This window comes from Collinsella sp. AM28-11LB (assembly GCF_003469895.1).
Taxonomy (GTDB): domain Bacteria; phylum Actinomycetota; class Coriobacteriia; order Coriobacteriales; family Coriobacteriaceae; genus Collinsella.
The window spans coordinates 15402-40196 of the sequence record NZ_QSKJ01000008.1 but is presented as its reverse complement, the minus strand read 5'-3'; the positions used below and the strand labels follow the sequence as shown (position 1 = coordinate 40196).

The window sequence follows — 24795 nt, the reverse complement described above, 5'->3', positions numbered from 1 at the left end:
CATCCCGGCGAACCTCTGGACAGCAGCAACAACCTAAAAGCAACAAGGGGCTCTCCCGTCCATCAACGGGGGAGCCCCTACTCATATCCATTTATCAGCCCACCCGGCTCTCCAGACCAAAAAGCGAACGAGCAGAGCGTTGTTCGCAAGCAACGTTACCTGAGGACCTGGGTGGGCGTATAGGGCAACATCGGTCGCGAGTTCCGCACGCAAAGGAGAGCACTTAATGTGCTCTCCGTCTTGCGCAGGACTGCCCGAGCAGGCGACCAAAGCCCCCGGCGTGCCCGCCAGCCGGATGTACGGGTTTTCCAGGTGCGGCAGATCGGCCTGAAAGAGGAGGGCATAGACCTTGAGGTCATGCCCGACGATTGAAGGCCGAGGTGCCGTGCCTGGGAAAGCCGCCTAGGTCAGTTTCACTATAGGTGCAAAGCCCTTCATTAGCTTTTTGGTCTGGCCGGTCTTTTCGAATTGAACCTCGATCATGTCTCCGGCGACCGAGATCACGGTACCCGTGCCAAAGGTCTTGTGGCTCACGGTATCGCCCGCGGCAAAGTCCTGCGACGCGCTCGCGCGATCGACCTTGCGCTCCACCGTCGGCGACACCTTGGACGACGGCTTTTTGGCTCGCGATGCACCCGAGCCAAAGGTCGAGGCGACACGGCCGGCGTCGGGCGAGACCCCGCGATGACGCTCGGTCCCATAACTGCTGCCGCCAAAGAAATCGTCGAAGCTCGATCCGCCACGCGAGGCGGAACCGCCGGTCGAGCGCGTATGCGAGCCAAACACCTTGCCGCCGTACATATCCGAGCCCATGCCCGAGCCAAAGGTGCCGCGACGGTCGCCGCGCTTCTCCCAGCCCGTGCCCTCAAAACCGGCAGAACCGATACCGCTGAACTCGATATCCTCAAACGGAATCTCGTTGAGGAAGCGCGAGCGCGGGTTGGCAGAAGTTGAGCCGTACGTACGGCGCGTGGCCGCATAGGTCAAGAACAGGCGCTTACGGGCACGCGTGATGGCGACGTAGGCCAGGCGACGCTCCTCCTCGAGCTTGCCCGGGTCATCGCTGCCGCCAAAGTCGTGCACATGCGGGAAGATGCCCTCCTCCATGCCGGCCACGAACACCGCCGGGAACTCCAGGCCCTTGGCGGAGTGGATGGTCATCATGGTGATGGCATGCGTCTCGCCGGCCAGGGAATCCAAGTCGGAGCGCAGGGCCAGCCACTCCATAAGTGCGGGAAGCGCCTTACAGGTGAGCGGACCGTAGGTGCGCTCAATCTCATCGGCATGCACGGCACCCGCCGACAACTCCGTCGGCGCGGCATATGCGTTACCCGCGATGGCGGCGGCCAGGGCGTCCTGCGGCGAGAGTGCCGGAGCGGCCAGGCTATCGAGCGGGTTGGTGCCCGCGGCGTCACGTGCGCCGATGGGCACTTCAAACGAAGATGCCGGGGCGGAGGGTCCCGGCTCGGGCGCGGGCGCACTCACCACGACGGGCTCGGGCTCGGCGCCGGCAGGCACGTCGGCAACGCCGGCAGCGCGCAACTCCTCCAAGCTCTCGAGCGTACCCTCGATATCCTCGTGCGTCTCCTCAAATTCGGCGGCGACGCCCAGGAATTCCTGGATGTTCTCGGCACGGCTCTCGGATTCCATGGTGTCCTCGGCGCGAAAAGCCCGCAGCAGGCCCGTCTTATCGACGATCATCTCGACGACGTCCTTGAGCTCGCCGTCCATGCGACGGCCCTCGCGCACCAGCGCCACAAAGCTCGACAGGCCATTGCGCACCTTGGCGCTAAACATGCCCGTCTCGGCTGTCGCAATCTCGCAGGCCTGGAAGAACGAGCAACGGTTGTCGCGCGCCAGCTGCTCAATCTTTTGGATCGAAGTGGAGCCGATGCCGCGACGCGGCGTGTTGATGACGCGCTTGACGCTCATCTCGTCGGCCGGGTTCACGATTATCTTGAGGTAGGCCATGACATCGCGGATCTCGGCACGGTCGAAGAATCGCGTGCCGCCCACGATCTTGTAGGGCACGCCCGCACGCAGGAACATATCTTCGAGAATACGCGACTGAGCGTTGGTGCGGTAGAACACGGCGATATCGTCGTAGCTCGTACCCTTGGCATGCAGCTTCTCGATCTCGCCGGCAATCCAGCGGCCCTCGTCGCGCTCATCGCTCGCCTGGAAGGCTTGGATCTTCTCGCCATCGCCCTCGGCCGTAAACAGGCGCTTGTCCTTGCGCTGCGAGTTGTGGCGCACCACGGCGTTGGCGGCGCTCAGGATATGGCCCGTGGAGCGGTAGTTTTGCTCCAGCTTGACGGTCTTGCAGTTTTTAAAATCCTGCTCAAAGTCCAGGATGTTGGTGATGTCGGCGCCGCGCCAGCTGTAAATGGACTGGTCGTCATCGCCCACGACCATGAGGTTTTGGTACTTGGCGGCCAGCAGGTTGGCGATCTCGTACTGGACGTGGTTGGTGTCCTGATACTCGTCGACGCTAATGTAGCGGAAGCGCTCCTGGTACTTGTCGAGCACCTCGGGGCGGGTGCGCAGCAGCTCGAGCGTGTGCACGAGCAGGTCGTCGAAGTCCATCGCATTGGCGGCGCGCAGGCGGCGCTCCAGCTCCAGGTAGACCTGCGCGGCCTTTTTGTCATTGGGGCTGTCGGCAGATTTGAGCATGTCCTCGGGGCCGATCATGGCGTTTTTAGCCGAGCTGATCTTGCTGCGGATCATGTTGATGGGGAACTGCTTTTGCTCAATGCCGAGCGCCTGCATAATGTCGCGCACCATGCGCTTTGAGTCGTCATCATCGTAGATGGTGAACTGACCGGTGTAGCCCAGCAGGTCGGCGTCCTCGCGCAGCATGCGCACGCACATGGCGTGGAAGGTGCACACCCACATGCCGCGGGTGCCACTGGGGATGAGCGCTGCCAGACGCTCGCGCATCTCGGCCGCGGCCTTGTTGGTAAACGTGATGGCAAGAACCTGCCAAGGCTTAACGCCCAGGTCGCCGAGCATATGTGCGATACGGAAGGTCAGGACGCGGGTCTTGCCCGAGCCGGCGCCGGCAAGTACCAGCAACGGACCCTCGGTGGTGAGCACCGCCTCGCGCTGGGCGGGATTAAGGCTGTCGATGTCGACAAGCGGCTTTGCGGGCGCAGGAGCCGGCGCGGGGGCGTCGTAGATGTCGAGCGGAACGAGCTCGGGCTCCGGCGCAGCGGGGGCGGTGTATGCATCGAGTGGCACGGGTTCCGGCGCGGGCGGCACGGGTACCGCGGTGTTCTTTTCCCAGGGCAAGGGCTGGGTCATGGGCGACTCCTCATCTGACGGACGGCGCGCCTACGGGCAGCGCCATAGTTTGAGCCGTACCAGTATACCGAGCCGCACGGACACCGACGCAAATCACACCACGACTCCGTGCGCCGCCGCCAAACCTGACCCCATTGGACCAATCACGGAGCCACCGATGTCACGGCAACGGTAGCGAGCGGCGGCCAGAGCGAACAAATCGGCATGAAAAGAGGGCGGCATAGACCTATTGGTCATGCCGCCCTCTTTGAATGACAAGTTGTCGCTCTGGCCGCCGCGCAGCGTCAACCAAGTTATAGGCCGAGCATAGGCTCCAGAACGAAGAAATATGCGAGCACTACGATGCCCAGGATGATGCGGTAAACACCGAAGCACTTAAAGTCGTGACGGCGAACGAAGCCCATGAGCCACTTGATGGCGATGAGCGAAACCACAAAGGCCACAACGCAGCCCACGCCCAAGATAGCGACCTCGTTGGCACCGAACGTACCGCCCTTAATAAAGTACTTGACCAGCTTGAGCGCACTCGCGCCAAACATGACAGGGATGGCCAGGAAGAACGTAAACTTGGACGCCACCGAACGCGTGCAGCCCAAAAGCAGGCCACCGATGATGGTGGAGCCAGAGCGCGACGTACCCGGCACCAGCGAGAGCACCTGGAAGCAACCGATGCCCAGTGCGGTCTTCCAGCTCAGGTCCTCGAGCGTAGCGATGGAACCAAAGTCCAGGTTATCGTCATCGTCGTCTGCAGCGGCAGTCGCAGCGGGTGCGGCAAAGTGTGCGCCAGCGGGACGCCCACCCGACGTCACGGCACGAGAACCAAACGAACCGGCAAGAGCAGCCTGCTCGCGCTTGTTCGCGCGCCAGTTCTCGATCACGATAAACAGCACGCCGTATACGATGAGCGCCAGTGCCACGACGGGAGCATTGTAGAAATGCTCCTCCATCCAGTCGTTGAGCGGCAGACCGATTGCCGCGGCGGGAATGCAGCCGAGCACAATCTTGCCCCACAGCACCCAGGTGTCGCGACGGCCCTCCTTGCCCTTGCTGGGAGAAAACGGGTTAAGGTCGTAGAAGAACAGGACGCAGACGGCCAAAATGGCGCCAAGCTGGATCACGACCAGGAACATATTCCAGAACGTCTCGCTCACGTTCATCTTGACGAACTCGTCCACCAAGATCATGTGACCGGTCGACGAAACGGGCAGCCATTCGGTAATGCCCTCGACCAGGCCCATGAAGGCAGATTTTAGAAGCTCGATGATATCCAAAGGAACCCCCTCGTTAGACACCCGCCGATATTATTCTGCGGACGGTGCAGGCGATGTCCCATTATCAACCGTTCGAGCGCGTCTGCGCCTACCCTTACCAAAAAACTCGCCCGTTCACAGAATTGCGAGCGGTCAAACCCAAATCCTTGGGTATAACTGCAACAAGATAAAGTGTCCGGCGGCCACGCATCCGCGCCCGCCCGACGCACGAGCCCCGCGCCCGTGCGATAGACCAAGGAGGAAACCATGAACGAGGGCTACACCAAGGTATTTGTTTCACTCGACGGTACTGAGCAGCAGGATTTTGTGCTCGCACGCGCCATCAAGGTCGCCGCGAACAACGGCGCTAAGCTGATTATCGGCCACGTTATCGATTCCACGGCGCTCGAGAGCGCCGGTTCCTATCCGGTCGATCTGGTCAACGGTCTGGAGGAGGCATTTAACAACTCCATCGCCAAGCAGCTCGAAGAGGCCAAGGCCAATCCTGATATTCCCGAGGTCGAGGTCATGATTCGCGCCGGCCGTATTCGCGAGACGCTCAAAGACGAGATGCTCGACGTGGTCAAGCCCGACCTGGTGCTCTGCGGCGCCCGCGGCCTGTCCTCGATCAAGTATGCGCTACTGGGCTCGATTTCGACGTTCCTGCTGCGCAACACCGACTGCGATATCCTGGTCGTGAAGTAGCGTTGCTCCCACCGGCCGCGGGGCCTTCGCAGCCTTACTTCAGCGAGCTGGCTGATAAGAAAGATGGCGCGCCGCCCGGATCGGGGCGGCGCGTTTTGTTATGAGGCGATCCTGCTTAGACGGGCTTGTACTTCTGGAATGATCTTCTCGAACATTACCTCCGCCTCGGGAAAACCATCTTCTTTGAGACCGCGCGCGGCGTCTCTTAGTGCGTCTGGAACCTCATTGCAGGTGTCGGCTATCATCCCGGCAACGATTCCCGCGGGCAAACCCGCCTCGATCATTTGGTTCATCACCGATCCGCGCGTTACATCGTCGATCTTCCGGCTCCCACCAAACGAGACGCCCATCTCGCGAACAAGGCTGGGGTAAACCGTTGTGCACAGCACGTCATAGAGCGGCGCCAACCTCACTTGTTTCCAACTTTCGTCCCACACGAGCGACCAGTTCTTAAGATGGTTATCGCAGTTACCTACGGCATAATCGAACAGCTGGTTATAGCCGATAAGGAACCTATCCTCCATTTGATTAGTCGACACCCTTCGCACCGCATCGACGATAAGTCCCAGATAATTGACGCCCGTCGGCTCATATTTAAGCTCACGCGAGATACCCTTGGCCTGACAAACATCTTCCTGGTGCAAACGATATGGAATTGGCAATCCATCAACCGAGCGTCCGTCATCCGACGTTACTCGATCAAATCGCTTCACAGCGATAATCGGCTCGGCGTCCTCAACCCGGATTAGAAAGCATTCTTCGGCCGATAGGTCCATCAGAGATGCGGCTCTAACGCACATCGCTTCACACACCGTCTCGCCCGGAAACGTTTTCGACCCCGCCTTGAGGATGTGCGTAGATGGAGCCGCTCCATGAGGCAGGTACCATCCGCCGCACGGGTCATCGCCCGTATGGTAAAGGCCAACCTTCGCCTGAGCACCCGCAAGGGAGATTCGACTCTCTAGCGCTAAGTCAAAAGCAACCTCCGCCGGTGCGTATGCCAGCCTGCTTAGCCGCTCCCCATCTATCTCTTCATAGCCCATTTCGAGACCCTCTGCCGAAGGCTCTCGCGTCAAAACAAGAACGCCGACGGGTTCATCGCGGACCAAATCGAGCACCTTAAAGTAATCTCCGCGTTCCGCTCGCGCCCTTTTCTCGAGGTCCCTATTAAGCTGCCCCTCTGGAATGATGCCAGAGAAAAAGGAGCCCGTTACGTCCGGGCTGAACGCCTCGGCCGACAAAGGCAGCGAGGCCGAAATCGGGGCCGCATCAGCACTCTCGAGATACTTGGGGTCATAGGCGAATATCGGAAGCCCGGCGTTTTCCTCTAATACGCCAACCAGCTGGTAGGAACCATTAAACTCACGATGAACGAACAGTGCGCCATCCATTATTTTCCCCTCACCTTCAGAATAAAATCGATATCCACGATGGAGGCGTAGTCGAAAATGACGCCAATTTCGACCGTTGTCCGCCCCCGCTCGATATCACCGATCACACGAAGGCTGCGACCCGTCATAGTCGCGACGTCACGTTGAGTTAAGCCAAGCTCACGCCTTCTGAGCCTGAGGGCCTTCCCCATCTCGGCCGGATCGAAAACCATGCGCTCCGAGAAAGCAGCTTCTGACGGCTTGAGCTTGATGCGCCCATCCAGCTTTTTTATCGTTGTCACTGTTCTCATGATGCTCCTAGCTATATTCCTGTTCGTGAACACAGTATAAAACTACTAAGCTATGTTCATGTACGAGAATATAGTATCGACTTCATTAGCAATGTTCCCGTTCAGGAATATAGTTGTTAAAAGCCCCCGATTTGTTCCCAGACGGGAAGATTCCGATCGGCCGCGCCATACGGGCCGGCTACTCAAAGTATTGGAACTTGTTCGTCGAGAAGGCAAACGTTACAACAAAACCTTCGCCGGGGTCGGACGCTGCGGTGACGTCGATGCCCATCTTGGAGCACAGGCGCGCCACCAGGTAGAGGCCGATGCCCGTTGCACGCTTGGTGGTGCGGCCATTGTCGCCGGTAAAGCCCTTCTCGAACACGCGTGGCAGGTCTGCCGCACACACGCCGCAGCCGTTATCGGCGACGGCAAGCTCAATGCGCTCGCTTGCCAAGCCCTCGTCCAGCAACGCGCCCGAAAACACGATCTTCGCGCCGTCCTCGCACGCATATTTAATGCTGTTCTGAATGAGCTGGCCCAGGATAAACTCGAGCCACTTCTCGTCGGTAAAGACCTCGAAATCGAGGTTCTCGCACACCGGAGCCACGTGCGCCGCAATGAGCTCGCGCGCGTTGGCCTTAATCGCACCCGCCACCAAGGTCTTAAGATCCCAGCGGCGAATCAGGTAATCGCGCTCCACGACTTCCGAGCGCGCATAGTACAGCGCCTGGTCGATATAGCGTTCCACGCGATCCAGCTCGCGACCCAGGTCATCCACGCGCGACAGGTCGTCTTCGCTGCCGTCCAAGTTTTCCAAAATCAGATGGGCTGCCGCCAGGGGCAGCTTGGCCTCGTGGACCCAGCTCTCGATATAGTCGCGATAGTCATCGGTCTGACGCCGGCCTTCGGCAACCTCATCGCACGCGGCTTTACCCACCCGGCGCAGAACCTCGTACTCGAGCTCGCCCTCGGCATAGATTGGGCATTGCACCATCTCCTGCACCCACGCAGGGCTCTCCAGCTCCTCGGCCGCACGCTCCAGCTGGTGCAGAAAGCGGCGACGGCGCGCATATTCGATCACGATACCCAGTACGCCAAAGATAAAGGACACGCCAACCGCCACGATCACGATGGATGCGGGGGCGCCGGCCACCGTCAGCACAAAGCAGCTCAGTAGCACGCCGCACGTCCACACGGCAACGGGCAGCAACGCGTCTTTAAAGAACTTGCCAAACGACATGGCCGGACCCTAAACCGAATAGCCTTGGCCGCGGTGCGTGGTGAGGTACCCCTTGACGCCGATCTTGTCGAGCGTCGCACGCAAGCGATTGATATTGACGGTGAGCGTGTTGTCGTCCACAAAGGCATCGGAATCCCACAGGTCCTGCATGATGGCCGAGCGCGAGACAATCTTGCCCACGCGACCCAAGAGCAGCGAGAGAATGCGCAGTTCGTTTTTGGTGAGCTCGGTACTGTCACCGGTTGCCGTATTGGTGACCGTGGAGCGGGCAAGGTCGAGCTCCAACCCCTTGTGGACCATGGTGCTGCGCTCGCCTGCCGACGTGGTGCGGCGCAGCAGCGCGTTGATGCGCGCCACGAGCACGCGCGCGCTATAGGGCTTGGAAATAAAGTCGTCCGCGCCGAGTGTCATGGCCATGACCTCGTCGATTTCGGTCGTGCGCGACGTAAGGACGATGATGGGGACCTCGGATTCGCGGCGGACTTCGTGGCAGATGTGCTGGCCGTCTTTGACAGGAAGCGTGAGGTCGAGCAGCACCAGGTCGGACGCGGCAGCGAGAATATCGCGCGAGACATGCTCAAACGATTCGCAGGCCTCGACCTCAAAACCAGCACGGGCAAGGATGTCAGCAAGCTCGCGACGAATGGGCTCGTCGTCCTCAACGATATAGATCAGCGCCATGGATTCCGCTCCCCTCTTAGTTGTCTTACAGCCATTATTGCCGCGAAGTCGCCGGCACGCGCCTCGCGCGGCAACAAGGTGACAGAACTGTTCGCGAACGAAAGGTCCGACTCGCCCTCGCTCGCAACGGGTGCGGGGATCAAATGATTATAAAATCCCCGCGCCAGAAAAATCATTTAGCGGCGGGCGCGGAGCTTTTCGTAACCGTCGGCGAAGAAGGTGACCATAGCAGCGTCCGCCTCGGCAGCGTCGGCATCGGCAGCGGGAACCACGCCGTGCTCGTCGCTCACCAGAAACAAAGCACCCTTGAGCTGCGCGGGAATGTCTACACGCGTGACCGAGATGCCCTTGGTCTGGGCCAGCTGCTCGATGAGCGTCGCCGTACCGCACAGGCACTCGTCCGCCGGCGCCACAAAGGCCAGCTCTCCGTCGTTGACGGAAGCGAGCAACTCGGGCGCCACGCCGGTTTCGTCGGCCTCGGAGCGGGCCTCGGCAGAGCGGGCACGCAGCGCCTTGGCCGAAGTATCGGCCAGCGGCTCGTACTCGCCCACCGTCATGGCGGCATTGCCGTTGACGTCGATCACTAGCATGAGCACGCCGTCGTGCGCGGTGTAATCGCCCTCGGCAAGCGACCACTCAACGTGCTGCTTTGCCCAGCTGAGCATGTTATGGGTGAGCGGCTCGCCCTGCACCAAGCGCTCGGACAGCGCACGGATGTGACGGTTGAGCATGGGTACCTTTTTGTTGGACATGCGCCAACGGCACACGAGCGCGGGCTCGTCGAGCGTAAACTTCTCAAACGCCTCCTGATTGGCGCAAAAGTCCTCGTACGCGCGCTGGTCCTCGGCATTGCCAAACAGCTCGGCATCATCAATCTGGGGCATGGTCATCCCTTTCGTGTTAGTCATTCCGTCCTCTTATACCAAAAAGACGGCCCTCCAAACGGAGCGGCCGTCTTTTGCAGAGATTATTTTGACGATATGGCCAAGCGACCGATCAGCTTAATGGGATAGAACAACATCCCATTAAGGGTTTTCCAAGTGCCCGAGATTGCCCCGAAAGAGGAGCGCCGCGTACTAAATGTACGCAAGCGACGGTTTGAGGGGCAAGGTCGGGTGCTTGGGAAAGCCCTAGTGCCTAAAATGTCTGGCCCCTGTGAACACCATCGCAATGCCATGCTCGTTGCAGGCCTGGATGCTCTCGTCGTCGCGCTTGGAGCCGCCGGGCTGGATGATGCAGGTCACGCCGTGAGCGGCAAGCACGTCGACGTTGTCGCGGAACGGGAAGAACGCATCGCTTGCGCAGGCAAAGCCGCCCTTCTCCACGCCCTCGCGCTCGCAGAAGTCCTCGGCGCGCTCGCAGGCAAGCAGCGCGGAGTCAACGCGGTTGGGCTGACCCGGGCCCATGCCAATGCCGGCCTTGCCCTTGGAGACCAGAATGGCGTTGGACTTAACGCCCTTGCAGACCTTCCAGGCAAACTCGAGCTCGGCCATCTCGGCATCGGTGGGCTTGCGGTCGGTGGGGAACGTGAAGGTCGCGGGGTCCTCGGTCACGTGGTCGACCTCCTGCACCAGCATGCCGCCATCGATGGAGCGCAGCTCCACCTTGGCGCCGTGGTCCACGCCACCGGTAGCCAGCACGCGCAGGTTGGGGCGCTTGGCCATGCGCTCGAGCGCCTCGGCGGTGTAACTCGGCGCGATGATGACCTCGACGAACTGCTTGTTCTGGTCGGCAAAGTGCTCAACCAACTCAAAGGGAACCTCGCGGTTGCAGGCGATGATGCCGCCAAAGGCGCTCTTGGGATCGCAGGCAAAGGCGCGGTCGTAGGCAGCCGTGATATCCTCGGCAACGGCGGAACCGCAGGGGTTCTGATGCTTGAGGATCACGCAGGCAGGCTCGTCGAACTCGCGGACCAGGTTCCAAGCGGCGTCGGCGTCCAGATAGTTGTTGTAGCTGAGAGGCTTGCCCTGGACCTGCTCGGAGCCCACGAGCGGGAACTGCGAGCTCGCGGTGTTCTCGCAGCCCTCGGCAAAGCGATAGACCGTGGCCTTTTGCTGCGGGTTCTCGCCATAGCGCAGGTCGTCGACCTTCTCGAGCGAAACCTCGAGCTTGGCAGAGGTGTCCGCCACGTCGCTTGCCTGGGCGGCAAGCCAACGGGAGATAGCCGTGTCGTAGGCGGCGGTGGTCTGGTAGACCTTCACCTGCAGACGACGACGGGTGGAAAGCGTGGTGCAGCCACCGGTCTCGTGCATCTCGGCCAGGACGGCGTCGTAGTCGGCCGGATCGGAGATGACGGTAACGCTCGCGGCGTTCTTAGCGGCAGAGCGCAGCATGGAGGGGCCACCAATGTCGATGTGCTCGATGGCGTCCGCAAAGGTGACCTCGGGGTTGGCGACGGTCTTCTCGAACTCGTACAGGTTGACGACGACCAGGTCGATCAGCTTAATGCCGTGCTGAGCCGCCTCCTGCATGTGCTGCTCGGAATCGCGGCGGGCCAGCAGCGCGCCGTGGACCTTGGGGTGCAGGGTCTTAACGCGGCCGTCCATCATCTCGGGATAGCCCGTGAACTCCTCGATGGGGGTTACGGGAACGCCCGCATCCTCGATAGCACGAGCCGTACCGCCCGTAGAGACGATCTCGACGCCAAAGTCATCGACCAGCGTCCGTGCGAAATCGACGACGCCCGTCTTATCGGTAACCGAGATCAACGCGCGTGCGATCTTCACATCAGATCCCATGCAGTCCTCCTGTCTGGTACGCCGCCGTGCTCTGTGAGTCGGTGATACGTCGATCTGCAGCGCTCGCGCAGCGGCATTGAAAATACTGATTTAATGTAGCGCATCGAGCGCGTCGATGCACCCCGCAACGGTCGCATGTGCAGAAAAAGCTTGCGAGTGGAGGATGTGGGCGCAGCGCCGGGCACGGTGAGTTCATGGAACACAGGGGCACCATAATTAGATGCCAATGGCGTGGTAGAACTGTGCTCGATATGCATCCGCAAAAGAAAGAGGCACCATGGTCTCGCGGGTTCTCTACCGACCGTTTGACACCGAAGACTTCGACGCCATCGCGCTGATTCTGCAGCAGCTTTGGCATAACAATTCGGATAACGATGAGTACAACCGCCTTGAGGCCGCGTGCGACCTTGCCTACTGCCTTTCGTCGTCGACGTTTTCACAGGTTGCCGTCATCGACGGCCAGGCGCGCGGCATTGCGCTCGCGCGTGCGGGGCAAAGCTCCGGCGCCGCCGTCAAGGAACATTGGATGGATACCGAGCGCGCGCTGCTATCGCAGATGCGCGAGCTGGAGCCCGATGCCTGCGCCGAGTATCTCTCGTTTGTACGCGCAACCATCCGCACCAACAACCGCTTGCTCGAAAGCAGCCCCCTGCCACACGACAACGAGGTCACGCTGCTTGCCGTGGATCGCGATGTCCATGGCTTGGGCGTCGGCTCGGTGTTGCTCGATGCTGCGGTCTCGCACCTGTCCTCGCGCGGAGCGACAAGGGCGCACCTGTACACCGACTCCAACTGCTCGTGGAAGTTCTACGAGCTGCACGGCTTTAAGCGCACGGCAACGCACCGCGCCAACCGCGAAGAGCGCCGTCACGACATGCCGCGCGAAAGCTTCCTCTACGAGCTGGACCTAACCGCCTAAACCCGGCAGCCACACCTAGTCATTCAAGAACGTCCCATCTCGGCACATAAGAAAGGGACGGGCTTCCCCCGACGACTGTCGAGAAAAGCCCATCCCGTAATTTAGGACCGCTAGAACGTTCCGCCGCCGCCTCCGCCGGCACCGCCGCCTCCGCCGCCCGAGAAGCCGCCACCTCCGCCACCGCCCGAGCTGTCGGAACTCGACGCAACCGCGCTAATGCTCTCGTGATACACGTCGTTAAACGAATCGAGCGGGGACTCGGTACCGTAATGATGGTAATACCACCAGTAGCAGGGATAATTGTCGTAGAAGCCATCGGCCTCGCGCACCTCGGGCGGGACGGCCTCGGCAAGCTGACGCAGCACTTCCTTCGAAACGCCCAGCGCAACACCCATCACCAGCAGCTTGTTCCACAGCACCAGATCTCCCGGGACGGCCTCCTTCAGGCGCGTAAAGTCCTCGAGCCAATGCTTGAGCGCCTTGCAGCGAGCCGCCACCTCGGCGCCCTCCGGCGTGTAACGGCGGAAGGTGCAGCTCAGGACAAAACCCACAATCGTGACGGGGATCGAGATCATAGCGGCACCGACGTTGGCGTCCGCAAAGTCGGTATAGAACAGAGAACCCAAAATGCCAAAGATAATGATGATGCCGAGAACCAGGCCGGCCACCATCGCGATAGTGCCATCCGATGCGATAAACTCGCGCTCCTCCAGCTTGCCCTTAACTGTGCTCTGATAGTCCTCGAGCTTGTCGCCAACAGATTCAGTACGCTCGCTGGCATACTCCTCCAGCTCGCTAAACGTGCGCGAACGGACGCCGTCTTTATCGGGCTTAACGCCAGCGAAGAAGACCTTGAGCACGTCGCGATCGATGCCGTCCTTCTTGGCAGCCTTCCAGGCCTCGTCGGTCACGGTGATGCGATACGTCCGCTCCTCTTTTTCGCGACGGAGCAGACCCTTCTTCTTGGTCTCAGTCGCTTCTTCTAGCTTGATCACGCGGTCGTCGGTCAGCTTCATCAGCGTGGCGATATATGCCTGATCGGGCACGTCGTTCCAGCTCATAAGAGCTGCAAGCACCGCGGGATGGTCGGCCGAGGGTACATCGCGGAAGTACTCGTCTTGGAAGAGCGGCTTGGGCTTGAGCCTGCGCAGCTTGAGCATCACGATCACACCGGTATAGGTAACCGCCACAACAACACATACCACGGCAATCGCGCTGGCAACCGCACGCGCGTGCTCACGGCGGGCGTTAGCTTCGTCGGCCCATTCCTTTTCTTCGCTCAGGATCGTTGACATGCGATCTTCGCCCGAAGCGGCAAGCTGCGGCACCCAGTCGCTGGGGAAGGCGATGCGTGCCTCGGCGAACTCGCCCTGATGCACGCAGGGAATGGCGTAGGTGACCATGGGTTTGTCCGCATCGAGCGATACGTCGCCCGTCAGCGGGCCGTGGCCCCATGCGCGGAAGTTATCGCCCTTGACGGCCGCCGTCCCGGCAGCGGCATTTGCGAAGTGCACTTCCATCTCGACATCGTCGGAATCCGCGGACCAGCCGTCGCCCACAAACTTCCAGTAGAGCTCAGCGGTATCGGACCAGCTCATGACCGCACCGGTCATGGTGTAGCTCACGTAAAAGATCGCGCTGTCGCCGCTCTCGTGAGGGCTGAACACCTTGATCTTTACGCCGCCGTCGGACTGCTCAACCGTATAGACGCCGCTGTCGCCTTTGTTTGCATAGTCGACCCTGCTAAACGCGGCATCGTCTTCCTCGACGCTCAGCACATCGACGCCCGCCGTGCCGCCCTGCTGGTTGGTGCCCGTATTGATATCCCAATACACGCCGTTGATATCGTCGTCGAAATCAAACTGGCGTCCCTCGACAACGGTCAGCGATCCATCGGCTTCAACCGTGGCACCGATATAGGTTTGGGTCATGGAGTAGCCGTCGGCGTGCGCGGCGGCAGGCAGTAGCAACAACGCAAGCGCGACGAGTGCGCAGACGGAAGCGAATCGCGCAAACAGGTGGCGCTGCCGACAGGTCTTGGCAACGGGGGCGTTCATAGGCACATCCTTTGTCTGTGATACCAGTAGCGTCATTGTCCCACGTTTGCGGGTTCATGTGACGAACATCTAGGTCAGCGGAGTGTCAAAACGGGACAAAAGTCACGCTCGCACCCCGGCAGTTAGTCATTGGGGACGTTCTTAAATGACTAGTCATTAGGGACACCCTTGGCATGGCCAGCGCCAGCAATAGACACCACTTCACAGCACCGTCACAGGTGTAGCGGCTTTGTGTGGGCGCGGCACGCGCTGATTGAGCCGCCAACCGAGGGGCATAAAGCAGTTGAGCGAAAACGGTTGCCCCTTTCCCGTTCGCTCGAGGATCATGTCCCCCTTTTCCGCGGAAACCCCGGCAGTTGCGAAGAGCTGCCGGGGTTTCTGTCGTTTGAGGGGTTGGGCTGGCGGGCGGCGATTGAGCTGTCGAGCCGGTGGTCCGACACGCGCAACGCGCGGCCTCGGCAACTTGCAGGCCACGGCAACGTCTCCCCCACCGCGCCCCGCGCTATACTCGTCCGCATGGATATCAACGCACGCAACATAGCAACACCCGCCGCGGACGCACCGGCAACGGCAGTGCCCACCCCCGTCGTGGGCCGCTTTGCCCCGTCGCCCTCGGGCCGCATGCACCTAGGCAACGTGTTCAGTTGCTTGTGCGCGTGGCTTTCGGCCCGCAGCCAGGGCGGCAGCATCGTGTTGCGCATCGAGGACCTCGACGATCGCTGCAAGCGCCCCGAGCTTGCAGCCCAACTGATCGACGACCTGGCCTGGCTGGGACTCGAATGGGACGAAGGCCCCTACTACCAGCACAATCGCCTGGACTTGTACGAGGACGCCCTGCACCGGCTACAAGACGCCGGCCTCACCTATCCCTGCTTTTGCACGCGCGCCGAGCTCCACGCCGCGAGCGCGCCGCACGCCAGCGACGGCACGCCCATCTACCGCGGCGCCTGCCGCGCTCTTTCTGCCGAAGAAGTTGCACGCCGCAGTGCTCTGCGCGCCCCGGCCACACGCCTGCGCGTGCCCGCCGTCGATGACCTCGCCGACGACGTGGTCGAATTTGTTGACCGCACGTACGGCGCCCAATGCGAAGCACTCGCCACCGAGTGCGGCGACTTTTTGGTCCGCCGCAGCGACGGCGTTTTTGCCTATCAGCTAGCCGTGGTGGTCGACGACGCCGCCATGGGCGTCACCGAGGTCGTGCGCGGATGCGATCTGCTGGGCTCCACGCCCCGCCAAATCTACCTGCAGCATCTGCTGGGTCTTCCCACGCCGCACTACGCACATATTCCGCTGCTCATGTCGCCGGACTGCCGCCGCCTTTCCAAGCGTGATCGCGATCTGGACCTGGGCGAACTCCGCGCCCGCGTTGGCACGCCCAAGGCGCTGCTGGGATGGCTCGCCGGGCAAACGGGCATCGCACCGGACACCACACCGCGCTCTGCCGAGCAGCTGGTCGAGCACTTTAGCTGGGACGTCATCCGCGCACACCGCGAGAACATCACCGTAATGGCCGAGTAGTCAAATACGCCCCGCCCCCTCGCCCCCCCCCCTTCAACGAGGACATAATTCTGCGTCTTGTTATGTACGGAATAATTCCGTACAATTGTGCAAAGGAGGTTTTTGCTATGCCAACGATTGAGAAACAACGCCGTATGGATCTAAGGTTGACCGAACGTCAACGCCTTACTTACGAGCGCGCTGCGGCCTTGCGCGGGCAAACTCTCACCCAATGGGCCACAGCCCACCTTGACGAGAGCTCCGCACGTGATATCGCCGAGGCATCAACAACCTATCTTTCTCCTGATGGTTTCGATGCATTTTGCGAAATGCTCGATTCCCCCATGCCCCAAGCCGCAAAAGCGCTGCTTGACCGTAAAGCGGTTTGGGAATGAGCACATTTACCAAGCCCGTTCAACTCCCCGTTGACCAAGGCATCGAGGCTTTCCACTGCGGAAATACTCTTGTAGACGGATGGGCTAAAAACAGATCAGCCTCGGCGCGAAGAAGAGGATCAGCAGTTATATACGCATCGTATTGCGACGGCGCAGTCGCTGGGTTTTATACGTTGTGCACGCACTCCGTGGCTCGCGAAAATGTTGATGGAGGATGGTTCGTGCGAAACTCCCCCTCCCAAGTCCCCACAGTGCTGCTTGGAATGATGGGGGTCGATGAGAAGTTCAAGGGGCTTGGTCTTGGAGCTTCACTGCTCAAAGATGCCATCGAGAACGCCTTGAAAATTTCTGCCCTAGCAGGAGCGCGAGCTTTAGTTGTCGATCCAGTAGATGATGAGGCGGCAGCATTCTATGAACATTTTGGCTTCGCCACCCTACCGGGCACCAACCGAATGGCGCTGAAACTTTAGATCGTCGGGCGACATCTCCTCCAGCTCCCAGCATGCCCTAAGTTACCCTACAAATAAAGATTACTACTGAAATGTAGGGTAACTACCCAAGGTATCGTATGAAGTTCTCGCTATGCCCACCCCTACGCAACATCCCAGGGCTGGAGTTCGTCGCCCAGGCGAACGATGCAGTCGTAGAGCACGGTATGGCGCTCGGCCGGGTTGGCATCCCGATGGAAATGCCCGTAATACCAGCGCTTGTAGTCCAAGCGATCTTCCAGCTCATCGAAAAATGCCGTAAGCCGATCAACGGCGGGGTAATTCCAGCCGGACGCCGGATAGAACGTGGACGAAAGCATGCGCGTGGAGCAGTGTGGGTGATTACGTAGTCGACCTTCCAGCCCACGCTGCCGAGCTTTGTCCGTGCCTCCTCAAAGTTGCGCTCGTCCGGCAGCTCCTGCGGCCACCAGCTGGAATACGGTATGCAGTATTCCTTGTCAACACTCGTGGCACCGCCCATGGTAAAGATCGTTGAGCCATCGAGTTCAAAAACCTCGCCGCGCGTCAGGCGCCGTACGGGAGAGGTATCCGACAGGCGCTGCGTCAGCCCACCGTGCCACAACTCCATGGGTCGCTCCGCCCAGTGATCGAAACGCTCGTGGTTGCCGTCGATGAACAGCACGGTATAGGGGCGCGACTCCAGCCAAGCGATGTCGGCGCATTCCTCGGCAGAGAAATCCCACAGAAAGCCAAAGTCGCCCGCGATGATGAGATAGTCGTCGCTCGTCAAACTATCCCCAAGATCCCAGTCGCGCAGCTTTTGCATGTCGACGCCGCCGTGAATATCGCCCGTCACATAGACCGTCATCGGATCACCACTTCCCTGTAAGTCGCTAGCCCGCATTCTGCACGATCACTAAGCCAACCGTTCCAGCCCTTCCATCCCTTAGGGCTTACCCCTCGTTCTTCCATCCAAACGGGTCAAGCACCCAAAAAACCAGATCGAGCGCGCTGCCGGTCATCATGGCGCCGGCAAGGGCCATGCAAATGTGTAGAGAGACGGCACTTCGGAGCACGTCGAACGGCCCCAGAACAGCCAGCAGCGCGACCGCTGCGCCGGCAAGGCACAGCACGAGGCACGGCCCCGCGTCCTTGACGTACTTCTTTGCGAGATGCTTGGTGTTGTCACTCATTACTATCGAGCTCCTTAGAGGGTCGTTGTTCAGGTACATGCCGCCGCGGCAGAGCAGGGCGACAGGGTAAGTGTCACATGTCGTGCGGACATCAATGAAGAAACCGCCTGCTCGACCAACCCTTGACGCCGTTTTGCACCGGCACCCCATCCCCCGCTATCGAGGTCTAATACTTTTCCCGAGAAGTGAACGGCTGATTTTGGACCCCTGAAACATCCGCATTTTTCGGCCGCAAAATCGCAGGATTTCAGCACCGAAACCGCAGGAAACGACACGCTCAAAGTGTCGATGCTTCGGCGGTCCGATTTAGCTCGTTCACTTCTCCGGAAAAGTATTAGACCTTGATTCTTTGCTGCCCCGAGGGTGCGGCGCTTCCTTCTCTGGAACCCTCACTAGCACTGGCACCCCTAGCCGCTGCGATCGCAGGCATGCCTATAATGAGACATGTTTCCTAATGAGAAAGGAATCCAGCTATGAACGAAGCCAGGCTCGCCGATTTGAACGAAATCCAGGACTTTTTCACCCGTGTCGACAGGCCCTCTGTCGAGCCGATAGGCGTCAAAGACTTTATTGGTTGGTGCAACAATCCCTACAAAAATGATTCCAATAGGACAGTAGATGACCAGGCCAATGTGCTTGGTCAAACCGTACGCAGCCTAAATTGCCTTAATGAAGACAGGCTTATGGAGATGAAATCTGCCCTGAAAGAAGGCAGGTGGAATGAATGGCTTAAAAACAATGGTATAAAAGCATCACCGGAAGATGCTGTTTTCTACCTTGCGCTTAAACACCGCACCGACAGCCAAGGGCATTACCGCTTTTACTTCGACAAAGATTCGGTTGCAGAAATCGATGCCTTTAATCCTTTCAAGGACAATACGACTGTTTTAGATCAGCAGTGGCATGTGCTCATCTCCCTGCTTGCGTTCCGTGACGTCGCCCATGCCCTAAGCAACGAGTGGCACGAATGCCATTGCCTATACCAGCACATTAAAGACTGGGACAAAGGTGACTTGAACGCCCTGGAACTGCGATTCAGCCGTTATGCCTCCGGCACCATTGAACTTCAACTTAGATCAAAGGGTAAAAATTGGCAACGGCAGCCCTCTTCGGCGATGAACGAATGGCTTAGGGTAGCGTTGTGCAGGCCGTAGGAGAACTAATCGCCCACCAACTTACTCCAGCCCTTGGCCGCTGTACTTCCCCGTCTCCGAGTCGTAGCTCAACACGGCGACCTCGCCGTTCTTCATGACGTTCCCGTCGATGTAGTAGTGGCTGGCCCCGTCATGCCAGATGCCGCGATAGCCCGCAATGCCCGAAACAACCTCGGTGTTGATATGCCCGGCGATAACATCCAGATAGAACTCGCGCCCCACGTAATCGGGCAGCATCATGGTTAACGACTCGACAGCCGTGCCAAGCTTCCAATCCTCCCCGGCTTCCTCGTCAACGCCGGCGTGCACAAAGACCTGGCCGAAGGGGCTCTCGTAAAAGTAAGGGAGCTTGCGAACCCACGCGATGATGTCCGCGTGCTCGGCCTTTATGCGCTCAACCGTAAAGGCGTAGGCCTCCTCGAACTCCCTGAGCCTCAAAAGGTGCTTAACGTGCTTGAATGCCTCGGCGTCTAAGAAGCTCTTGGCCGTTGCCAGATTGCTGTCGGCAAGTATCCATGCCTGCGTGAAATTGGGGTCATTCACCTCGTCAATGTACTCGAGGAACATCTCCTCGTGGTTGCCGCGCAGCGCCACGACGCGATCGCCGTAGCGCTTTTGCAGGTCCATGACGAGCTCGAAGACCCCGAGTGAATCGGGGCCTCGGTCGCAGTAGTCGCCAAGCAAAACCAGCTTGGAATCCTCGGCATCGAGGTCGACGGTGGAAAGCGATGCCTTAAAGGCGTCCAAGCACCCGTGAATGTCGCTCATAGCGTAGATATGCACGTATGGCCCCCTGTTTGCGTCGGGACCCCACTCGTTTGCGCCATGCGGCACGGCGGCCCCTCTGATTTCGCGGGCGCCAGGCAGCTTTGCCCTGACGCGCCCTCAACGTTGACAATAAGTATATCTCGCCGTGCGGACACAAATTTACCCTTGGGCTCTAGCCGCTCGGCCTGCGCTTGCCTCAAAGGCCGCCTCCGCGTCACCCAAAAACTCATCCAACATTAATCTTGGCTCAAGAATCGCTTAATCTATAACCTGCACTATAGAGTTCGACCAAGGGCGGGGCGGCGCCGCGCGACGCAGGCCGCCGAACGCAACGCTCGCGCCCGGGCAAATCGCCCGGCGGCGCGCCCATCGAACGAAAGGACAGGTCATGGACGACCTCGAAAAAGTTGAAACCATCCGCACCAAGTGCAACGTGAGCTACACCGATGCCAAGGCAGCGCTCGATGCCGCCGACGGCAACGTTTTGGACGCCATTATTTGGCTCGAGTCGCAAGGCAAGACCCAGACCACGTCGGCGCACGCCGCCACCGAGTCCGAGCCGGTAGATGAGCCCTCGGCCGAGATGGTCGCCGCGCAGGCCGCCTACGAGAAGTCGAGCGAAAAGACCGACTTCTCCAAGAAGATGGACAGCGTGTGGGAGTACCTCAAAAAGCTCTTCCGCCTGAGCCTGGACACCAAGTTTATCGCCACGCGCCGCGATGCGATCATCCTTAACATCCCCATCCTGATTCCCATCGTCGCCTTGTTTGCCTGGGGCGCCACGATATGGCTGATGCTGATCGGTCTGTTCTTTGGCATGCGTTACCGCATCGATAGCGACGGCGACGTGCCCGGCAGCATCAACAACCTGATGAATCACGCCGCCGATGCCGCAGACGATATCAAGCAAAATCTGAACGACGACAAGTAATCGCAGACGGGGGCACGCATGGCACGAATCCTGATCGTAGAGGACGAGGAGAAAATCGCCCGCTTTGTGACGCTCGAGCTGGAGCACGAGGGCTACCAGGTGGAGCACGCCGCCGACGGCCGCACCGCCGTCGACCTGGCGCTGGAGCGCGACTACGATCTGATTCTGCTCGACGTGCTGCTGCCGCAGCTCAACGGTATGGAGGTGCTGCGGCGCGTGCGCAAGCACAAGGATGTGCCGGTGATCATGGTCACCGCGCGCGATGCCGTGATGGACAAGGTAGCCGGGCTCGACGCCGGCGCCGACGATTACCTGACCAAGCCGTTTGCGATTGAGGAGCTGTTCGCACGGATCCGCGTGGCGCTGAAGCGCTCGGAGGCCATGCGGACGGCTTCGAGCGTTGGCGGCATCGGGACGGGCGCGGCGAGCGGCGCGGCCGGGAACGCCGCTGCGATACCCCCGGCTGGCGACTCGACCCAGGCATCCGCCTCGCCCTCCCCCGCCGTGCTCACCGTGGGCTCGGTTGTGCTCGATCCCGACCGCCGCGAAGTCACCGTCGGTAGTTCAACCATCGTACTCACGGCCCGAGAGTTCGACGTCCTCGCCCTGCTTATGGCGCATGCCGGCACCGTGCTCACGCGCGAGCGCATCGCGCACGAGGCGCTGGGCTACGAATACGTAGGCGACACCAACAACGTCGACGTGCACATCGCGCACCTGCGTGCCAAGATCGAAGACGCCGGCGGCGCCCGCATCATCCAGACCGTGCGCGGGGTGGGCTATGTCTGCCGCGCATAACGCCGAGACCAAGCGCGTCACCTCCATTGCCCGCGCCATCAACTGGAGCTACATGTGGCGCCGCCTGATGAGCTACGTCTGGCTCGATCTGTGGCTGCTGGTTGTTGCGGCGGCGATCCTGGTCTATGGCTACAACCAGACGCTGCCCGACGGCGCGTTTACCGCAGGCTGGATCCCCGGCGCCACCGTTCACGGCATGTCGTTCGCCCCCGCGCGCGGCTTGGACCTGGCCACGCTCACCTATACCGTCGAGCTTGCACGCACCACCAAGACCTTCCCCCTCGCGCAGGACCTCATCGCGCTGTGGCCCCTCTATCTTGTCGTTGCGGGCGGGCAAGTCATCAGCGTGCTCAACATGCTCAGCGGCGCTCGCCGCGTGCGCCGCACCATGGTACCGCTCAACGACCTGGCCCTGCGCGTGGACGAGCTCGGCCGCATGCAGCTCTCCGGCGGCAAGATGGAAACGCTGGAGCAGGCAATCGAACGCGCGAGTGTCGACTCGCCGAGCGTCACCACCGGCGACGCCGACCTGGCGAGCATCGAGGTCGCGCTCAACCGCCTGCTGCGCCAGATGCAAGAGGCCAAGCTACAGCAGATGCGCTTTGTCAACGATGCGAGCCACGAGCTGCGCACGCCCATCGCGGTGATTCAGGGCTACGTGAACATGCTCGACCGCTGGGGCAAAGACGACCCGGACGTGCTGACAGAATCCATCGCGTCCCTCAAGGCCGAAAGCGAGCACATGCAAGAGCTCGTGGAGCAGCTGCTGTTTTTGGCGCGCGGCGATGCCGGCCGCACCGTACTGAGGCGCGTGGACACCAACCTGGCCGCACTGGTCGGCGAGGTGTGCGAGGAATCGCAGATGATCGATGCCGCGCACACGTATCGGCTGGCGTACGACACTGCGCTCGCCAGCGACCCGCGCTGCGATGCTTCTGTCGACGTGGCGCTCGTGAAGCAGGCCCTGCGCGTGATCGTGCAAAACGCCGCCAAGTATTCGGACGCGGGCACGTCCATCACCTTTGGCGTAGCGCAGGATACGGGCACGGGCGCGATCGACATAAGTGTTGAGGACGAGGGTATCGGCATGAATCAGGAATCCGCAGCTCACGCGTTTGAACGGTTCTACCGCGCCGACAACGCACGCGATGCCGGCGCGCAGGGCTCGGGTCTGGGGCTTGCCATTGCCAAGTGGATTGTCGATAGCCATGGCGGCGTTATTGGCGTGACCTCGGTCGAAGGCGTCGGCAGCCGCTTTACGATTCGCCTGCCACGATAGGAAGCCCCTCGGCGTAAAAAAGGGATAAGGCCATGCGGCCCTATCCCTTTTTGTTCGTTATGGCAGTTTGTGCGCTACTCGCGGCACAGATGCACGGCGAAGCCGGCGAACTCGCGCTTAAAGTACACGAGCTTGGTAGAACCGTCGGGCAGCAGCGCGCGCGACTCCTCGTTAACCTCGAGCCCGCGCTCGGCAAACCACTTCTCGGCCGCATCGATGTCGTTGACGGCAAAGCCGATGTGGCCCTTGGTGCCACGACCGTTCTGCTTCATGACCTCGATCAGCGAATCGTTAAAGTACGAAACCGGGGTCTCGATAACGGGCAAGCCCATCATCGTCGAGAACAGCTCCGCGATCTCCAAGGCGTCTGCCGGGTCGGCGGCGTTGATGCCCACATGGGCGACGCGCATGCCAAAGAGCTCGACCGGATTGGCGTTCTGCTCATTCATACAGGCAGCGCCTACTGAGCCATGACGTCGAGAACGGCCTTCTCGGCAGCAACGCGGTTCATGCCGGTCATGAAGGGCACGCCGCTCACGTACGGGCAGGTGAGGCCCTCGGGGGCAACGGTGGTGGCGATCAGCAGGTCGGCGCCTTCGTCGCAAGCGTCCTTAGCCTCGGAGATGGCGCACTGCATGATCTCATACTTGCCGGCATAACCGTTGGCGTCGAGCATGGTAGCGACCTTCTGGGCAACGAGCGTGGAAGTAGCAGCGCCAGCACCGCAAGCCAAAACGATCTTCTTCATAGGTAATGTCTCCCTTCATGGTTTACTTTAGGTAAGTGTACCGCAGCGAGCGATTGTGCTCGGCCTCGATGCACTTTTGTACCAGTTTGCCTGCGCACTGCGTATAATACATCTAGTACGTGTTGTCATACCGCCTGTTTTATGAGCGACCGAGGAGCTCAATATGCCCGATTCCCGCACACTCTGGACCGCCGTCGTCATTATTTGTATCGCCGTGTCGGTGTTCTTTAGCGTTAAAAAACGCACCACGTTTAAACGCCTGCAGCAGCTTATGGCCGCCAAGCAGTGGGACGAGTTCGATCGTTTGCTCGACGGCAAACTCACCAGCATGCTGTACCCGCGCTACAACCGCGACTACCTGCGCCTGAACTCCTATCTGCTGCGCGAGGACCACGAGCGCGCTGGCGAAATGTTCGACCTGCTGCTGGGGCTCAACCTGCCCAAGATGCAGCGCGTCGACCTGGTAATTAAGGCCTTTAACTACTACGTTGGCCAGGAGGACCGCAAAAAGTCCAAGGAGTTGCTGCACGAGATCAAGGGCTTTGAGGGCGGTCAGGCCGAGGCAGTCGCGCACGAGTGTCAGCTGATGTACGACACGATGATCCTCAAGCGCCACAACGACATTCCCGAACTGGAGCGCATGCTCGAGGATGTCGGCGACGACCCGGTCAAGCGCTGCCGCCTGGAGTACCTGCTGGCCCTGCAGTACAAGAACAAGGGCGACGAGGCCAAGTTCCAGGAGTTCCTGGAGAAGTCGGGCCAACACTCGATGGCCGTCAACGCGTAACGGACGGCTTGTGCTAGACTTCTAGTCTCACGGGGGCGTGGCGGAATTGGCATACGCAGGAGACTTAAAATCTCTCGCCGCAAGGATTGTGGGTTCGAGTCCCACCGCCCCTACCATTGGCTTTTACGGGCCCGTATCTCCCAGAGATGCGGGCCCGTTTCTTTTGCACGCCGGTGGGGCTCGAACCCGCGAGGGGGCAAGCGTTAAGCAAACGCGGAGCGTTTGTAGCGAGCCGGCGAG

At 60.3% G+C, this 24795-nt stretch carries 24 protein-coding genes and 1 tRNA gene; 11 read left to right on the top strand and 14 right to left on the bottom strand.

Going from position 1 to position 24795, the window contains the following annotated elements; all coding sequences use genetic code 11:
• Positions 1-402: 402 nt before the first annotated feature.
• Both DW732_RS06865 and DW732_RS06860 read right to left on the bottom strand, forming a co-directional pair.
• The gene (locus tag DW732_RS06865) at positions 403-3303 is read right to left on the bottom strand and encodes an ATP-dependent helicase (protein WP_118099138.1); all 2901 of its coding nucleotides are present in this window, start codon (positions 3301-3303) and stop codon (positions 403-405) included.
• 293 nt (positions 3304-3596) lie between these two features.
• Entirely contained in the window at positions 3597-4574 is a 978-nt protein-coding gene (locus tag DW732_RS06860; RefSeq protein ID WP_055251267.1) for an undecaprenyl-diphosphate phosphatase, read from the bottom strand.
• Positions 4575-4820: 246 nt separating this feature from the next.
• Here DW732_RS06860 and DW732_RS06855 point away from each other — a divergent pair, with 246 nt between their 5' ends.
• Complete coding sequence (locus tag DW732_RS06855; protein WP_055251269.1) at positions 4821-5258, top strand: universal stress protein; 438 nt, start codon at positions 4821-4823, stop codon at positions 5256-5258.
• A gap of 98 nt (positions 5259-5356) precedes the next feature.
• Here DW732_RS06855 and DW732_RS06850 read toward each other — a convergent pair whose 3' ends face one another.
• The 6 genes from DW732_RS06850 to purH all read right to left on the bottom strand — a co-directional run bounded on the left by DW732_RS06850 (position 5357) and on the right by purH (position 11580).
• Positions 5357-6649 carry a HipA domain-containing protein gene (locus DW732_RS06850; RefSeq protein WP_118099137.1) on the bottom strand — a complete coding sequence of 431 codons (1293 nt, stop codon included), beginning with the start codon at positions 6647-6649 and terminating at the stop codon, positions 5357-5359.
• On the bottom strand, positions 6649-6939 hold the full coding sequence (locus tag DW732_RS06845; RefSeq protein WP_082435520.1) for a helix-turn-helix domain-containing protein: 291 nt from the start codon (positions 6937-6939) through the stop codon (positions 6649-6651). The genes DW732_RS06850 and DW732_RS06845 overlap by 1 nt, the downstream gene beginning before the upstream one ends.
• Positions 6940-7117: 178 nt before the next feature.
• On the bottom strand, positions 7118-8161 hold the full coding sequence (locus DW732_RS06840) for a sensor histidine kinase (RefSeq protein WP_118099136.1): 1044 nt from the start codon (positions 8159-8161) through the stop codon (positions 7118-7120).
• Between the two features lie 9 nt (positions 8162-8170).
• Complete coding sequence (locus DW732_RS06835) at positions 8171-8842, bottom strand: response regulator transcription factor (RefSeq protein ID WP_118099135.1); 672 nt, start codon at positions 8840-8842, stop codon at positions 8171-8173.
• Between the two features lie 176 nt (positions 8843-9018).
• Positions 9019-9726 carry a hypothetical protein gene (locus DW732_RS06830; protein WP_233539391.1) on the bottom strand — a complete coding sequence of 236 codons (708 nt, stop codon included), beginning with the start codon at positions 9724-9726 and terminating at the stop codon, positions 9019-9021.
• Positions 9727-9972: 246 nt separating this feature from the next.
• On the bottom strand, positions 9973-11580 hold the full coding sequence (gene purH, locus DW732_RS06825; RefSeq protein WP_118099134.1) for a bifunctional phosphoribosylaminoimidazolecarboxamide formyltransferase/IMP cyclohydrolase: 1608 nt from the start codon (positions 11578-11580) through the stop codon (positions 9973-9975).
• 277 nt (positions 11581-11857) lie between these two features.
• Between purH and DW732_RS06820 the strand changes: the two genes are divergently transcribed.
• Positions 11858-12499: a GNAT family N-acetyltransferase gene (locus tag DW732_RS06820; RefSeq protein WP_117807747.1), complete on the top strand. Its 642-nt coding sequence runs from the start codon at positions 11858-11860 to the stop codon at positions 12497-12499.
• Between the two features lie 110 nt (positions 12500-12609).
• On the opposite strand, the gene DW732_RS06815 is transcribed toward DW732_RS06820, so the two are convergent.
• Complete coding sequence (locus tag DW732_RS06815; protein ID WP_158567373.1) at positions 12610-14556, bottom strand: DUF2207 domain-containing protein; 1947 nt, start codon at positions 14554-14556, stop codon at positions 12610-12612.
• A gap of 516 nt (positions 14557-15072) precedes the next feature.
• Here DW732_RS06815 and gluQRS point away from each other — a divergent pair.
• From gluQRS to DW732_RS10165, 3 genes are all read left to right on the top strand, one after another.
• Positions 15073-16074 (top strand): tRNA glutamyl-Q(34) synthetase GluQRS, encoded by a 1002-nt coding sequence (gene gluQRS / locus DW732_RS06810; RefSeq protein ID WP_118099132.1) that lies wholly within the window; start codon positions 15073-15075, stop codon positions 16072-16074.
• Positions 16075-16181: 107 nt separating this feature from the next.
• Positions 16182-16448 carry a DUF1778 domain-containing protein gene (locus DW732_RS06805; protein WP_158550249.1) on the top strand — a complete coding sequence of 89 codons (267 nt, stop codon included), beginning with the start codon at positions 16182-16184 and terminating at the stop codon, positions 16446-16448.
• Complete coding sequence (locus DW732_RS10165; protein WP_118099131.1) at positions 16445-16918, top strand: GNAT family N-acetyltransferase; 474 nt, start codon at positions 16445-16447, stop codon at positions 16916-16918. The genes DW732_RS06805 and DW732_RS10165 overlap by 4 nt, the downstream gene beginning before the upstream one ends.
• Positions 16919-17000: 82 nt before the next feature.
• On the opposite strand, the gene DW732_RS06795 is transcribed toward DW732_RS10165, so the two are convergent.
• Positions 17001-17765 carry a metallophosphoesterase gene (locus DW732_RS06795; protein ID WP_233539389.1) on the bottom strand — a complete coding sequence of 255 codons (765 nt, stop codon included), beginning with the start codon at positions 17763-17765 and terminating at the stop codon, positions 17001-17003.
• An 85-nt stretch (positions 17766-17850) separates the two neighbouring features.
• Positions 17851-18090 carry a hypothetical protein gene (locus DW732_RS06790; protein ID WP_117735535.1) on the bottom strand — a complete coding sequence of 80 codons (240 nt, stop codon included), beginning with the start codon at positions 18088-18090 and terminating at the stop codon, positions 17851-17853.
• Positions 18091-18563: 473 nt separating this feature from the next.
• Between DW732_RS06790 and DW732_RS06785 the strand changes: the two genes are divergently transcribed.
• Positions 18564-19244 (top strand): hypothetical protein, encoded by a 681-nt coding sequence (locus tag DW732_RS06785; RefSeq protein WP_118099130.1) that lies wholly within the window; start codon positions 18564-18566, stop codon positions 19242-19244.
• A 21-nt stretch (positions 19245-19265) separates the two neighbouring features.
• Here the strand turns inward: DW732_RS06785 and DW732_RS06780 are convergent, their stop codons facing one another.
• Positions 19266-20027: a metallophosphoesterase gene (locus DW732_RS06780; protein WP_117735537.1), complete on the bottom strand. Its 762-nt coding sequence runs from the start codon at positions 20025-20027 to the stop codon at positions 19266-19268.
• A 373-nt stretch (positions 20028-20400) separates the two neighbouring features.
• On the opposite strand from DW732_RS06780, the gene DW732_RS06775 reads away from it, so the two are divergent.
• From DW732_RS06775 to DW732_RS06765, 3 genes are read left to right on the top strand one after another with little or no spacing between them, the layout of a single operon-like run.
• Complete coding sequence (locus DW732_RS06775; protein ID WP_055252376.1) at positions 20401-20943, top strand: hypothetical protein; 543 nt, start codon at positions 20401-20403, stop codon at positions 20941-20943.
• A gap of 18 nt (positions 20944-20961) precedes the next feature.
• Complete coding sequence (locus tag DW732_RS06770) at positions 20962-21741, top strand: response regulator transcription factor (RefSeq protein ID WP_118099129.1); 780 nt, start codon at positions 20962-20964, stop codon at positions 21739-21741.
• Entirely contained in the window at positions 21725-23020 is a 1296-nt protein-coding gene (locus DW732_RS06765) for a cell wall metabolism sensor histidine kinase WalK (RefSeq protein ID WP_118099128.1), read from the top strand. The genes DW732_RS06770 and DW732_RS06765 overlap by 17 nt, the downstream gene beginning before the upstream one ends.
• A 74-nt stretch (positions 23021-23094) precedes the next feature.
• Here the strand turns inward: DW732_RS06765 and DW732_RS06760 are convergent, their stop codons facing one another.
• Positions 23095-23469, bottom strand: a complete 375-nt coding sequence (locus DW732_RS06760) for a VOC family protein (RefSeq protein WP_055252379.1) — start codon at positions 23467-23469, stop codon at positions 23095-23097.
• An 11-nt stretch (positions 23470-23480) separates the two neighbouring features.
• The gene (locus DW732_RS06755; RefSeq protein ID WP_117807763.1) at positions 23481-23768 is read right to left on the bottom strand and encodes a PTS sugar transporter subunit IIB; all 288 of its coding nucleotides are present in this window, start codon (positions 23766-23768) and stop codon (positions 23481-23483) included.
• Positions 23769-23931: 163 nt separating this feature from the next.
• On the opposite strand from DW732_RS06755, the gene DW732_RS06750 reads away from it, so the two are divergent.
• Both DW732_RS06750 and DW732_RS06745 read left to right on the top strand, forming a co-directional pair.
• The gene (locus tag DW732_RS06750) at positions 23932-24555 is read left to right on the top strand and encodes a hypothetical protein (RefSeq protein WP_117743691.1); all 624 of its coding nucleotides are present in this window, start codon (positions 23932-23934) and stop codon (positions 24553-24555) included.
• A 31-nt stretch (positions 24556-24586) separates the two neighbouring features.
• Positions 24587-24671 (top strand) — tRNA-Leu (locus DW732_RS06745).
• Positions 24672-24795: the final 124 nt, after the last annotated feature.